Genomic DNA, 13,516 nt, shown 5'->3' on the forward strand with positions numbered 1-13,516 from the left:
AAGGACGCAGAAATGACGATTTAAAGGAGAACTTATTTTGAAAACCCTTAACAAAAGCGTACTGACTGCTGCAATTTTGGCAACTTCCATGATGAGTGCTGCTGCCATGGCGGCTCAGAAAGTGGGGTTTGTCAATGTTCAGGGTGTGTTCCAGTCTCTGCCTCAGGCTGCGCAAATCCAAGAATCTATTCGTACTGAATTTAAAGATCAGTTCGAAGAAGTGGCGCGTCTGGAAAAAGACATCAAATATTATCTGGAAAAGCAGCAACGCGATGCTGCGACCATGAGTGATAAGGAAAAGAAAGAGCTGGAGTCCAAGCTGATTAGCTTGCGTGATGACTACCAGGCTAAAGTGCAACCCTTGCAGCAGAATGCGCAGCGTCGCCAGATGGAAGAGCGCAATAAGATCCTGGGTTTGATCAAGCAGTCTATCGACAGCATTGCAGCCAAAGAAAAGTACGATCTTGTGCTTAATGCTGAAGCCGTGCTCTATACTGCAGATGATAAGAACGACCTGTCTCAACAGGTTATCGATCAGGTCAGCAAGATTAAGTAACGGGCCATTGCATGAAGCCAGTCAGCTTGCGCGAGCTCGCGCAGCATTTAGGCGCCAAGCTGGTCGGGGATGGGGAACTGATGATTCAATCGGTATCTACCCTGTCTCGGGCCGGCAAAGGTCAGATTTCCTTTTTATCCAACAGCAAGTATCGTAGCCAACTTGCTGACACGTCAGCTTCGGCCGTTATTCTGACTGAAGACGATTTGCCCCATTGTCCCTGTGCTGCTCTGGTGTTGGACAATCCTTACGTTGGTTTTGCTTTGGTAGCCCAACTGATGGATAGCACACCAGCTGCGGCGGATAGTATTTCAGCCAAGGCCGTTATCGCTGAGGATGTCGTACTTGGCGAAGGCGTCGTGGTGGGAGCCAATGCGGTAATTGAAGCCGGCGTGATATTGGGTGACCAGGTACAGATTGGGGCGGGATGTGTGATTGGGCGTAATAGCCGGATCGGAGCGCGTACCAAACTCTGGGCGAATGTCACCCTTTATCATGATGTTGAGATTGGTGAAGATTGTCTATTGCAGTCCGGTGCTGTCATCGGTGCAGATGGGTTTGGTTATGCCAATGACCGTGGGCGCTGGGTTAAGATACCTCAGCTGGGCCGGGTCATTATTGGCAACCGGGTGGAAATTGGTGCCAGTACGACAGTAGATCGGGGCGCACTGGATGACACTATCCTGCATGATGGCGTGATTATCGATAATCAATGTCAGGTAGCCCATAATGTGGTGATTGGTGAGAATACCGCGATGGCAGGCTGCAGTGTGATCGGCGGCAGCACCCGCATCGGACGCAATTGCACTATTGGTGGATTGAGTGCGATTACCGGACATGTGGAGATTGGTGACAATGTGCACTTTACTGGTATGAGCATGGTTACCAAAGGTGTTACCGAGCCTGGATTGTATTCATCCGGTTTACCGTCGCAAGGTAGCAAAGAATGGCGCAAGGCGGTCGCAAACGTGCGTAACCTGGACAAACTTGGTCAACGTGTCAAAGTTTTAGAAAAGAAGTGTTCTGAGCGGGACTGACCCGCACATTGGAGACAAACAGTTGGCTAACGAACTGAATTTGATTGATATCGAAGAAATTATGGAGCTGTTGCCCCACCGCTATCCGTTTTTACTGATTGACCGGGTGACAGACTATACCTTGGGTGAGTCTATTCGTGCTTATAAGAATATCACCTTTAACGAGCCTTGCTTCACCGGCCATTTTCCCGGTAAGCCGATTTTTCCAGGGGTATTGATTCTGGAAGCCATGGCGCAGGCCGCTGGCGTTTTGGGCTTTAAAACGGTAGGAAATTCAGACGAGCTGTATTTATACGCTGGTATTGATAATGCGCGTTTCAAGCGCCCTGTGGTGCCAGGAGACAGACTGGATTTTGACGTGAAGCTAGTTAAGGAAAAGCGCGGCATTTGGAAATTTGCCGGGGTGGCCAGTGTGGATGGTGTGGAGGCCTGTAGTGCCGAGTTCATGTGTGCAATGAGGAAGATGTAACCGGTGATTCACCAGACAGCCATTGTTCATCCAAGTGCCAAACTGGGCAAAAACGTCCAGATTGGTCCTTACAGCGTAATCCATGCAGATGTGGAGATCGGAGACGATACTCGCATTGAGTCTCATGTGTTAATTAAAGGCCCGACCAAGATTGGCAAAGGCAACCATTTTTATCAGTTCAGCTCCATTGGCGAAGATTGCCAGGACAAAAAGTACGCTGGTGAAAATACCCGTCTTGAAATTGGTGACAACAACGTCTTTCGTGAGTGTGTTACTGTACACCGAGGCACGATTCAAGATCAGGGGCTGACGCGTATTGGCTCGAATAACCTGTTTATGAACTACGTACATGTGGCCCATGATTGCATGATTGGTGACAACAACATCTTTGCCAATAATGCCAGCACAGCAGGTCATGTACATGTGGGAGACTGGGTCATTCTTGGCGGTATGTCCGGTGTGCATCAGTTTTGCCATATAGGTTCGCACAGTTTTGTCGGGGCCGGTTCCATTATGGTTAAAGATCTCCCGCCTTATGTCATGGTGGGAGGCGTTAATGTCACGCCTCATGGTATTAACTCGGAAGGGTTACGCCGCCGCGGTTACTCCAAAGAAGCTATCCTGCAAATACGTCGTGCATACAAGGTGTTGTATCGCAACGGCAACACGGTCGAACAGGCGCTCATTGAGCTAAATGAAATGGCAAAGACAACCCCTGAGGTGCAGATGCTGGCAGATTTTGTCGCTAACTCACCCAGAGGTATTGTCCGTTAATTCTCGACAGTAGTTTATGTCATCCTCTCCATTGCGTGTGGGCATAGTCGCCGGAGAAGCCTCCGGCGATATTCTTGGTGCAGGTCTTATCAAAGCGCTCAAAGCGCGTTATCCGAATATAGTGTTTGAAGGTATTGCCGGTCCGCGCATGCAAGCGCAGGGCTGTCAGTCGCTGTTCGACATGGAAGAATTGTCGGTCATGGGCCTGGTCGAGGTGTTATCCCGCATCCGCCGTTTATTGCATATTCGCAAGTCTGTCGCTGAACACTTTATTGCTAACCCGCCCGATTTATTTGTCGGCATTGATGCGCCGGACTTCAATCTTGGTCTGGAGAAACGCCTGAAAACCGCCGGTATTAAAACCGTGCAATACGTCAGCCCAACTATCTGGGCCTGGCGTGAAAAGCGGGTGTTTAAAGTCGCGGAAGCGACCAATATGGTGCTTAGCCTGTTGCCCTTTGAGAAGGCCTTCTATGACAAGCATCAGGTGCCATGCACTTTTGTTGGCCATACACTGGCCGATACTATTCCTGTGGAGCCCGATACGGCGGGGGCACGCGCACGTCTCGGACTGGCAGCGGATGATAAGGTACTGGCGTTGTTACCCGGCAGCCGGGGCGGTGAGGTAAAGCTATTGCTAGCACCTTTTGTGGATACCGCGGCCAGGTTGCAGCAAGTGCTTCCCGAGTTGAAAGTGTTATTGCCTGCCGCGAATGCCAGACGACGTCAGCAAATTGAAACTTATCTGGCTGGCACTGACAGTCGGGTTAATATTCAGATCGTGGATGGTCAGTCCCGCGATGTGATGAGCGCAGCTAATGCCATTTTACTGGCTTCAGGTACGGCCACCCTTGAAGCAATGCTATGCAAAAAGCCGATGTTGGTGGCGTACCGATTTAATTGGCTGACTTATCAGATTGCCAAGCGCATGGTCAAAGCGCGCTTTTTCTCGTTGCCAAACCTGTTAGCTGGAGAAGCCTTAGTACCTGAATTGTTGCAGGATGAGGTTGAACCCGACAGGATGGCTGATATTCTGCTGCCTTTACTGAAACAGGGCGCACCTGATTTGCAGGCTAGGTTCTCGGCATTGCACCAGCAGCTCAGGCTGAATGCCGACGAGCGCGCTGCCGATGCCATCATGAGTTTAATAGAAACTAATGGAAAATAGACTAGTAGCCGGGGTCGATGAAGTCGGCCGGGGCCCTTTGGTTGGTGATGTGGTTACCGCCGCCGTCATCTTAGATCCTGCCAGACCTATTGCAGGCCTTGCCGATTCCAAAGCCATTTCTGAGAAAAAGCGTTTGCTGCTGGTGGATGAGATTCGCGAAAAGGCGCTTTGCTGGTGCATTGGCAGAGCCAGTCCGGCAGAAATCGATAGATTAAATATCTTACATGCCACAATGTTGGCCATGACACGTGCGGTAGAAGGACTCACTATCCAACCTCAGCATGTTATGGTGGATGGTAACCGTACACCCCAATGGCACTATTCCAGTGAAGCCGTAGTGAAGGGGGATGGTTTGATTGCTGCTATCTCCGCAGCGTCTATTTTAGCCAAAGTCACCCGCGACGGTGAAATGCAACTGCTGGATCAAGCCTATCCGGCCTATGGCTTTGCCAAACATAAGGGATACCCAACCGCTGCGCATTTGGAAAAGTTGGCGGAACTTGGTCCAACCCCACAACACCGCATGAGTTTTAAGCCGGTCCAGCGCGCACTTCAAAGCCACCAAGGAGTGTTCAATGGCTGAGCCACAATTTGTTCATCTGCGGGTACATAGTGACTTTTCAATGCGTGATGGCCTCAACAAGGTCAAGCCCATATTAGCTAAAGTCAAGGCACTGCAGATGCCGGCAGTGGCCATCACGGACCAGATGAACTTCTGCGGGCTGGTGCGTTTCTACAGTGATGCTCACGCCCAGGGCATCAAACCTATCATCGGTGCTGACGTTTGGGTGCAAAGCGAAGAGCTCGAAGAGCAGATGTTCCGTTTGACCTTACTGGCCAGCAACAATGAGGGATACAAAAATATCACCTTGTTGATATCTCGTGCCTATCAACGAGGGTTTCATCCCGACAGACCTGTTATTGATAAAGACTGGCTGGTTGAGCATCGCGAGGGGGTGTTGATTCTTTCCGGAGGCCGAGAAGGCGATCTGGGGATTGCGCTTGGCAAAGGCAATCAGGAAATGATCAAAACCATGCTGGCGTTTTATCAGCAACATTTTGCCGATGCTTATTATCTGGAATTGATACGCACAGGTCGTGCCGGTGAGGAAGATTATTTACATCGTGCCGTAGAGATTGCCCAGGCACATGGTCTACCGGTTGTGGCCACCAACGAAGTGTGTTTTATAGAGCCAGAGGCTTTTGAAGCCCACGAGGTCAGGGTCTGTATCCACGATGGATTCACCTTGGAAGATAGGCGCCGCCCTAAACGTTATAGCGAGCAACAGTATTTACGTAGCGCCGAGGAAATGTGTGAGCTGTTTGCCGATATTCCCGAAGCGCTGGAAAATACCGTAGAGATTGCCAAACGTTGTAATGTCACCATGCGCTTAGGTGAATACTTCCTACCTAACTTCCCGACCGGGGAGTTAAGTATCGAAAACTTTTTGGTGAAAAAGTCCGAGGAAGGTCTGGAAGAGCGCTTGGCGTTTTTATTTCCCGATCCACAGCTAAGGGCTGAGAAGCGTCCCGAATATGACGAGCGTCTAGCTATCGAGCTACAGGTGATTAACCAGATGGGATTTCCTGGTTACTTCCTGATCGTTATGGAGTTTATCCAGTGGAGTAAGGACAACGGTATTCCCGTTGGACCTGGCCGAGGCTCTGGAGCCGGTTCACTGGTGGCCTATGCGCTGAAGATTACTGATTTGGATCCCCTCGAATTTGACCTGCTTTTCGAACGTTTCCTCAACCCGGAACGGGTGTCGATGCCTGACTTCGATGTGGATTTCTGTATGGACAGGCGGGACGAAGTGATTGATCACGTGGCCGAATTGTACGGCCGCGATGCGGTATCCCAGATCATTACCTTCGGTACCATGGCCGCTAAAGCGGTGGTGAGGGATGTGGGCCGGGTGCTTGGACATTCCTATGGCTTTGTTGATAGGTTGTCAAAGTTAATCCCGCCCGATCCGGGCATGACCTTGGCTAAAGCCTTTGAAGTGGAGCCGCGCTTACCTGAGTTGTATGACCAGGACGAAGAAGTACGGGATCTCATTGATATGGCGCGCACGTTGGAAGGGGTGACACGTAACGCCGGTAAGCACGCCGGTGGAGTGGTTATTGCCCCCACCAAGATTACTGATTTTGCGGCCCTTTATTGTGACGATGAAGGTAAAAACCCGGTTACCCAGTTTGACAAAAACGATGTGGAGACCGCGGGCCTGGTCAAGTTTGACTTCCTTGGGCTGCGCACCCTGACCATTATCCAGTGGGCACTGGATATGGTGAAGCAGACCAAAGGCCTGGATATCGATATTACCGCCATTCCGCTGGATGACCCTGCTAGCTATAAAATGTTGCAGAATGCTGAGACCACAGCGGTTTTCCAGCTCGAATCCCGTGGGATGAAGGACCTGATTAAGCGTCTTCGACCCGATACCTTCGAGGATATTATCGCTCTGGTGGCTCTGTTTCGGCCTGGTCCTCTGCAGTCCGGGATGGTAGATAACTTTATTGACCGTAAGCATGGTCGAGAGGAGATTTCTTATCCGGACGCTGAATATCAGCATGAATGCCTGCAGGAGATTTTAGAGCCAACCTACGGCATTATTCTGTACCAAGAACAGGTGATGCAGATTGCCCAGGTGATGGCCGGGTACAGCCTGGGTGGCGCGGACTTACTGCGCCGAGCTATGGGTAAGAAGAAACCCGAAGAGATGGCCAAGCAGCGCTCCACCTTTGAAGACGGCTCAAAAGATAACGGCATCGACGGTGAGCTGTCGATGAAGATTTTCGACCTGGTGGAGAAATTCGCCGGGTATGGCTTCAATAAGTCGCACTCTGCCGCGTATGCATTGGTGTCTTATCAAACACTGTGGATGAAGCGCCACCATCCGGCTGAGTTTATGGCGGCAGTGATGTCTGCCGATATGGACAACACTGACAAGATTGTGACCCTGGTGGATGAATGCCAGCGTATGGAATTGACGGTGTTACCACCCGATGTGAATACCGGCAGATACAAGTTCACCGTCAACCCTGAAAACCAGATTGTGTATGGTATTGGTGCGGTCAAAGGGGTAGGGGAAGGTCCTATCGAGGCGATCATTGAAGCGCGTGAAGCCAAGGGGCCTTTTAGTGATCTGTTTGATTTTTGTGCCCGGGTTGATTTGAAACGGGTGAACAAACGGGTACTGGAAAAACTGGTTTTGTCTGGTGCCATGGATAATCTGGGCCCCCATCGTGCGTCATTAATGGCCACGTTGGCGGAGGCGATTGCCGCGGCTGACCAGCACGCGAAGGCCGAGTCTTTTGGTCAAAGTGATATGTTTGGCCTGCTGACCACCGAGCCTGAAGCCGTTAAACAGGCCTTTGCTGATGTGCCCAAATGGGCGGAGAAAGTCTGGCTGGAAGGCGAGCGGGAAACCCTGGGTTTGTATTTGACGGGACACCCCATCAACCAGTACCAAAAAGAAATCAAATACTATACGAAAACCCGCTTAGTGGATGTGAAGCCGACACCTCGTGATGGCAGCGTGACCGCAGTGGGGTTAGTCATTGATATGCGGGTCATGGTGAACAAAAAAGGGCGTCGTTGGGCTATTGTTACCTTGGATGACAAGAGTGCCAGATTGGATGTGCGTTTTTTCCCAGATATGTTTGAACAATTTGAAACTGTGTTGGAGAAGGACCGTATCCTGCTTATCAGCGGACAGGTCAGCTTTGATGAATATTCCGGGGGCAATACAATGACTGCCCGCGATGTTTTGGATATCGTCCAGGCGAGAGAAAAGAACGCCAGGGCTATCGTCCTGCAGGTGGAACAGCAGTGGTGCCAAGCCGACAATGTAGGACGCTTGAAAGCATTGCTTAGCCAATATCAGGGCGGCGCCTGTCCGATCCAGTTGTGCTATACCCATCCTCATGCCAGTGCCACGCTCACGGTGGGCGCGCAGTGGTATGTGGTGCCGCAGGACGAATTATTGCACGAGTTGCAGATTGTACTGGGCGAAGAACAGGTGAGTTTGGCCTTTCACTGATAAACATAGCAGTTGAAAACAGACAAAAAATACCCATGAAGCTGGTCAAGGGCCGGTTTCATCCATAGAATTTAGGGGTGTCCGGGATTGCCGGCAGCCAAATAACCAAAAAGGTAGTGGGATGAGTTTGAACTATCTGAGTTTTGAACAACCGATTGCAGAGCTGGAAGCTAAGATTGAAGAACTGCGCCTGGTCAACCGAGGTGGCGAGTTTGATGTGGGTCTGGAAGAGGAAATCACTAAGCTCAAGGAAAAGAGTGCTGATTTAACCCGCAAGATATTCAGTGATTTAGGAGCCTGGCAGGTTTCTCAGTTGGCTCGTCATCCTCTGCGTCCATATACCCTGGATTATATGTCACGCATCTTCACTGAGTTTGACGAGTTAGCCGGTGATCGTGCCTTTGCCGATGATAAAGCCATAGTGGGTGGTTTAGCTAAGCTGGATGATCAACCTGTTATGGTGATTGGCCACCAGAAAGGGCGCGATACGGCAGAGAAAATTAAGCGTAATTTCGGCATGCCCAAACCCGAAGGTTATCGAAAGGCCCTACGTTTAATGGAAATGGCAGAGCGTTTTAACCTGCCAATTATTACCTTTATCGATACCCCGGGAGCCTACCCTGGTGTGGGAGCCGAAGAGCGTGGCCAAAGCGAAGCCATTGCCCGTAACCTGAAAGTGATGTCTGGCCTGAAAGTACCGGTGATCTGCACGGTGATCGGTGAAGGTGGTTCAGGCGGTGCTTTGGCTATCGGTGTGGGTGATCGAGTGAATATGCTGCAATACAGCACCTACTCAGTAATTTCACCGGAAGGCTGTGCATCGATTTTGTGGAAAAGCGCAGAGAAGGCCCCTCAGGCTGCTGAAGCCATGGGAGTCAGCGCCCAGCAGATCAAGAAGCTTGGTTTGATCAATAACATCATTGATGAGCCGCTAGGTGGTGCCCACCGCGATCATGATGGTATGGCCGCTAATCTGAAAGCCTGCCTTAAACAGCAGTTGTCACAGTTGCAGACGTTGTCTAAGAGCGATTTGCTCAATGAGCGTTATGAACGCCTGATGTCATTTGGCTATTGCTAAGCAATTCCCCTAAAATGGGCCGCTGATTAGCGGCCTTTTTTTATGTCTGACAAACTTTATAGCTGTTTTAAATCCAGTTTATCCCTCCATACCAACCAGCAGGTGGTGGTGGCGTATAGCGGTGGGCTGGACTCCTCGGTGTTACTCCACCTTGCGGCCCGCCTTCGCGCCGAGTTGCCACAACTCGATGTCGGGGCTGTGCATATCCACCATGGATTAAGTCCGAATGCCGATGACTGGCTGAGACACTGTCAGGCACAGTGTCAGGCTTTGGCACTGCCGTTTGTCAGTCAGCGTGTCAATTTAGCCTCGGGTTCAAGACAAAGTCTGGAAGCGCTGGCCCGCGATGCCCGCTATCAGGCGATAACCGCCTTGACGAAGGAAGATACTGTGGTGTTGCTTGGTCAGCATCAGGACGACCAATTGGAAACAGTCTTGCTGCAGCTCAAACGGGGCGCCGGTCCCAAAGGGCTGGCCGCTATGGCACAAGTTCAACAACGTTTGGGACGTACTTATCTACGCCCGTTACTTTCCCATCGCAGAGAGGAGTTGGAAGCCTACGCAAACTTATACGGACTGCGCTGGATTGAAGACGAGTCAAATCTGGATCAGGGCTTTGAACGGAATTTTTTACGCCATGCTGTGATCCCTTCACTTAAACAGCGGTGGCCGGCTATTACCCAGACGGTGTCCCGCAGTGCCAGGTTATGTGCCGAGCAACAGCAGTTGTTAGAAGAGGTGAGCAAAGAACGTTTGCAGACTGTGCAAGTTGGTGCAGATTACTTGGATATACAAGCGCTGCAAAAGTTCAGCAAAGCCTGGCAGCAGCAATTAGTGAGGCTGTGGTTGCAAGAGGCACAGGTTCAAGCGCCTCCAGAGCAACTTTTGCAGCGTTTAGACCGCGAGTTATTCGATGCAAGGGAAGATGGCCAACCCTGTCTGAGTTGGGGGGAGTGGCAGTTTCGTCGTTTCCGCCAGCGTCTGTATTTGCTTAAACGCAATCTTGGCGAGAAAAACACGCCTAAGGTTTGGCTGGGACAATCGTCATTGTTGTTAGAGGATGGACGGCAACTACTTTTCATTCGCGACCCAGATGCCGAAGATTTGCCAAAGCTTTACCTGCTACCTGGGCAGCAGGTACAGATTTGTTTTAACGAACTGTCTCATCCGTTTTGCCCGGCAGGGGAGAAACATCATAAACCGCTGAAACAATGGTTCAAACAAGCCGATATTCCGCCCTGGCAGCGCCAAGCCATGCCGTTAGTGCTGATTGACGGAAAACTGGCCGCCGTGGTGGGCTGGACGGTTGATCGCGATTTTTGTCAGCCATCAACTGGTACGACAGCCTGGCGGCTTGAACTTGCCGGTTGAGGCAAGACCATGCCGCTATCAGGCGGTACGGCAGAGCGGGTAACTACGCTGTTTATCCTGATATAACTGTACATCGGCTCGTTCAAATAAAGCGTCCGGCTCGTCACCGTCTTGATACAGGCTGGCCCCGATACTACAGCGCATCTGATGGCGCGCGAGTATGGGCTGTTCCAACATGGTACGGCGGATCCGTTGGCTGATGCGTCGCAGCGCTACGCTATCGGCGTCCTGGATAACGCAGCAAAACTCATCGCCACCAAAGCGAAACGCAAAATCCGTGTCACGTAAACTGGCCGTGATAACGGTGGCCATGGCTTGCAGCACTTTGTCACCTTCCTGATGGCCAAATTTATCATTGACGGATTTAAATCTGTCCATGTCTATCATCAGCAGGCCAAAAGTGGTGCCTGTACGACGACTGTGGCTGAATTGACGGGACAACACGTCATTAAACGCCGCGCGGTTGCCAAGGCTGGTTAGGCTATCCTTACTGGCCAGGCACTTGATGTTGTGGTGTTCGATGACGTTTTTCAGTGATGGCACTGCGATATCGTGCAGTTCTTCCAATACCCGGTTTTCCATTGCACTGGGGACTTTAGCGAAGCAATAGCTCACCATGATACCGCTTTGTTCACCCACGCTCATACGCTTGCTGTAGGTGGCTTCACGCCCCCATTGCAATGCCCCTTGTGGCCAGCGAATAGTAAGGCCGCAAACCGGAATTCTGGCGGCAAGCTGCATCAAAAAGGTATGACCAAAGAGCTGGGCATCTAAGCTGCCGATCAGTTGCTCTAATACCGAAAGACGTTCGGCATCAGAGATCAGCTTGTCTTGCTGACTGAATTGGAAAAAGCCCTCGTAGCTCATGCTATTCTGAATTGGAGTAAGTTGTTCCAACATTCGCTCCCGCATGTCAGCGAATTGCCGACAACCTGTGCTAAATTGATATCTAATAAACATTTAGCAAAGTTCGTGCCGAAAGCTAGATTAAGCTTTATGACATCGTCACAGGAGATTGAATGGAAAACAGTTTTTTTCATTTACTGGTGTTGATGGCCGTGGCCATTACGATGGTTTGGAGCTTTCGTCGCGTCAATTTACCGCCGATCCTGGCATATCTGGCCTGTGGAATAGTAGCCGGCCCTGAACTACTCAATTTGTTTCCACATGAGGAGAGCATTCATTTCGTTGCCGAATTAGGCATAGTTTTTCTGCTGTTTACCCTGGGGTTGGAGTTTTCATTGCCGAAGATGATGGCTATGCGTCATCTGGTGTTTGGCTTGGGCTTCGGGCAGGTGTTACTGACACTGTTGCTGTTTATGGGCCTGAGTATGCTATTGGGACTGGACAGCAAAGGGGCCTTTGTCATCGGGGCGATGTGTGCCTTGTCCTCAACCGCCATTGTCATAAAGCAGTTATCCGAGATGGGGCGGTTGAATACCTCCAGAGCTCAAATGGCGGTGAGTGTATTGCTGTTTCAAGATCTGGCCGTTGTGCCATTTCTTATTGTCATTCCTTTGCTGGCCAATGACAACGAGCAGAATTTGTCGCAGGCTATTTTGATTGCGGTGCTCAAAGGCGGGCTGGTCATCAGCATTCTGATGTCGGTGGGCAAATGGTTACTGCCGCGGGTGTTCAGTGAAGTGGCGCGAACCCGCACTGATGAACTTTTTGTGCTGACTACTGTGTTGGTGACGCTGCTGGCTGGCGGCCTTACCTATGTATTTGGGCTGTCCATGGCGTTAGGGGCGTTTTTGGCCGGGATGATGTTAAGCGAGAGCCAATACCGGCATCAGTTGGAAGCGGATATCCGGCCTTTTCGAGACATCTTGATGGGGCTGTTTTTTATCACCATCGGAATGAAGCTTGAGTTTGGCCCGTTGTTAGATTACTGGCATTGGGTGCTGGCCGGCGTGTTACTGATGATGTTGGCTAAGATTCTAATTTTACGCGCCGTGGCTTGGTTTTTCAGAGCACCAGCTAGCGATGCGTGGGCGGCAGGAATCAAGTTGTGTCAGATGGGGGAGTTTAGTTTTGTGCTGGCTTCTTTGGCCCTATCCCAGCAAATCCTTGATGCTCAGATGGCGTCGTTATTGTTGTCTGCCGGTATCATCAGTATGGCACTGACACCCTATTTGATCAGTCAGGCCAAACATCTGGCAAGTAATCTGACCCAACCCTTACCGGTTGAGGCTGAGGATATTCCTGTATCTCTAACCGGCAAATCCGGGCATGTGCTTATTTTTGGCTTTGGACGGGTAGGGCAGTCTGTGGCGCGCATGCTGAAAGTTGAAGGCATTGCCTATGTAGCCATCGACGCCGATCCTATTCGTGTTCAGGAAAGCCGGCATGCAGGAGAGCCGGTTACCTTTGGTGATGTGTCCAGCAAAGATATTTTGCGAGCCGTTGGAATAGAGCGGGCTAAGCTGGCGATACTCACTTTTGACGAACATAGTAAAGCCGTCAGTGTATTAAGTGCGGTGAATGCCTTGCATCCCGACTTACCTGTGGTGGTCAGAACCCGCAAAGATTACCGTATGGAAGAACTCTATCTGGCCGGCGCTTCACAGGTTGTACCTGAAATTCTAGAGGGCAGCCTGATGTTGGTGTCACAAGTGCTGCATTTGTCTGGTGTGCCCATGTCCCGCATTCTTAAGCGGGTAAGGGCTGAGCGGAAAAATCACTATGGACAGATGCACGGCTTTTTTCCTGGTGAGACCACCGAAGTCACTTATGAAAAGCAGAGTAAATTGGAGTTTCTGCACGCCGTGGTTTTGGGGCCCGATGCCTGGGCCATTGGCAAAACCCTGGGACAGCTTGAATTGGATGCCGTTCGGGTAACACTAAAAGGTGTCAGGCGAAATGAGCGGGAGTTGGCAAGCCCAGATGCAAGTTGGCAGTTTGCGGCGCAGGATATCTTGGTGATTGCGGGTAAACCCAGACGAGTGGAGCGCGCCGAACGTTATCTGCTTGAAGGACCGTAATATTTTACCGTCATCGGGACGCCAAACCTAAAGGCT

The 13,516-nt window shown here is 50.9% G+C and carries 11 protein-coding genes; 10 read left to right on the forward strand and 1 reads right to left on the reverse strand.

The features are described 5' to 3' along the window. Positions 1-37 precede the first annotated feature (37 nt). From IEX02_RS14705 to tilS, 9 genes are all read left to right on the forward strand, one after another. Positions 38-556 (forward strand): OmpH/Skp family outer membrane protein, encoded by a 519-nt coding sequence (locus tag IEX02_RS14705; RefSeq protein WP_188696778.1) that lies wholly within the window; start codon positions 38-40, stop codon positions 554-556. 11 nt (positions 557-567) lie between these two features. After that, on the forward strand, positions 568-1,593 hold the full coding sequence (gene lpxD / locus IEX02_RS14710; protein WP_188696781.1) for a UDP-3-O-(3-hydroxymyristoyl)glucosamine N-acyltransferase: 1,026 nt from the start codon (positions 568-570) through the stop codon (positions 1,591-1,593). A gap of 22 nt (positions 1,594-1,615) precedes the next feature. Continuing rightward, complete coding sequence (gene fabZ, locus IEX02_RS14715; RefSeq protein WP_188696786.1) at positions 1,616-2,062, forward strand: 3-hydroxyacyl-ACP dehydratase FabZ; 447 nt, start codon at positions 1,616-1,618, stop codon at positions 2,060-2,062. Between the two features lie 3 nt (positions 2,063-2,065). Next, complete coding sequence (gene lpxA / locus IEX02_RS14720; protein ID WP_188696789.1) at positions 2,066-2,836, forward strand: acyl-ACP--UDP-N-acetylglucosamine O-acyltransferase; 771 nt, start codon at positions 2,066-2,068, stop codon at positions 2,834-2,836. 16 nt (positions 2,837-2,852) lie between these two features. Next, positions 2,853-4,004: a lipid-A-disaccharide synthase gene (gene lpxB / locus IEX02_RS14725; protein ID WP_188696794.1), complete on the forward strand. Its 1,152-nt coding sequence runs from the start codon at positions 2,853-2,855 to the stop codon at positions 4,002-4,004. Continuing rightward, complete coding sequence (gene rnhB, locus IEX02_RS14730; RefSeq protein ID WP_188696797.1) at positions 3,994-4,587, forward strand: ribonuclease HII; 594 nt, start codon at positions 3,994-3,996, stop codon at positions 4,585-4,587. Before lpxB ends, rnhB begins: the two co-directional genes overlap by 11 nt. Continuing rightward, positions 4,580-8,047 carry a DNA polymerase III subunit alpha gene (gene dnaE, locus IEX02_RS14735; protein ID WP_188696800.1) on the forward strand — a complete coding sequence of 1,156 codons (3,468 nt, stop codon included), beginning with the start codon at positions 4,580-4,582 and terminating at the stop codon, positions 8,045-8,047. Before rnhB ends, dnaE begins: the two co-directional genes overlap by 8 nt. A gap of 121 nt (positions 8,048-8,168) precedes the next feature. Continuing rightward, a complete protein-coding gene (gene accA / locus IEX02_RS14740; RefSeq protein ID WP_188696803.1) occupies positions 8,169-9,125 on the forward strand; it encodes an acetyl-CoA carboxylase carboxyl transferase subunit alpha in 957 nt (318 codons plus the stop codon). A 42-nt stretch (positions 9,126-9,167) separates the two neighbouring features. After that, the gene (tilS, locus tag IEX02_RS14745; protein WP_188696806.1) at positions 9,168-10,496 is read left to right on the forward strand and encodes a tRNA lysidine(34) synthetase TilS; all 1,329 of its coding nucleotides are present in this window, start codon (positions 9,168-9,170) and stop codon (positions 10,494-10,496) included. Between the two features lie 18 nt (positions 10,497-10,514). Here tilS and IEX02_RS14750 read toward each other — a convergent pair whose 3' ends face one another. Then, on the reverse strand, positions 10,515-11,396 hold the full coding sequence (locus IEX02_RS14750) for a GGDEF domain-containing protein (RefSeq protein ID WP_188696809.1): 882 nt from the start codon (positions 11,394-11,396) through the stop codon (positions 10,515-10,517). Between the two features lie 119 nt (positions 11,397-11,515). On the opposite strand from IEX02_RS14750, the gene IEX02_RS14755 reads away from it, so the two are divergent. After that, on the forward strand, positions 11,516-13,480 hold the full coding sequence (locus tag IEX02_RS14755) for a monovalent cation:proton antiporter family protein (protein ID WP_188696812.1): 1,965 nt from the start codon (positions 11,516-11,518) through the stop codon (positions 13,478-13,480). Positions 13,481-13,516: the final 36 nt, after the last annotated feature.

The sequence above is a fragment of the Bowmanella pacifica genome, assembly GCF_014645355.1.
Classification (GTDB): Bacteria; Pseudomonadota; Gammaproteobacteria; order Enterobacterales; family Alteromonadaceae; genus Bowmanella; species Bowmanella pacifica.

What these genes read in the sequence shown, in the direction of transcription:
- lpxD (WP_188696781.1), top strand. Translation starts at nt 568, where the DNA reads ATGAAGCCAGTCAGCTTGCGCGAGCTCGCGCAGCATTTAGGCGCCAAG.
- lpxB (WP_188696794.1), top strand. Translation starts at nt 2,853, where the DNA reads ATGTCATCCTCTCCATTGCGTGTGGGCATAGTCGCCGGAGAAGCCTCC.
- rnhB (WP_188696797.1), top strand. Translation starts at nt 3,994, where the DNA reads ATGGAAAATAGACTAGTAGCCGGGGTCGATGAAGTCGGCCGGGGCCCT.
- dnaE (WP_188696800.1), top strand. Translation starts at nt 4,580, where the DNA reads ATGGCTGAGCCACAATTTGTTCATCTGCGGGTACATAGTGACTTTTCA.
- accA (WP_188696803.1), top strand. Translation starts at nt 8,169, where the DNA reads ATGAGTTTGAACTATCTGAGTTTTGAACAACCGATTGCAGAGCTGGAA.
- tilS (WP_188696806.1), top strand. Translation starts at nt 9,168, where the DNA reads ATGTCTGACAAACTTTATAGCTGTTTTAAATCCAGTTTATCCCTCCAT.
- IEX02_RS14750 (WP_188696809.1), bottom strand. Translation starts at nt 11,396, where the DNA reads ATGTTGGAACAACTTACTCCAATTCAGAATAGCATGAGCTACGAGGGC.
- IEX02_RS14755 (WP_188696812.1), top strand. Translation starts at nt 11,516, where the DNA reads ATGGAAAACAGTTTTTTTCATTTACTGGTGTTGATGGCCGTGGCCATT.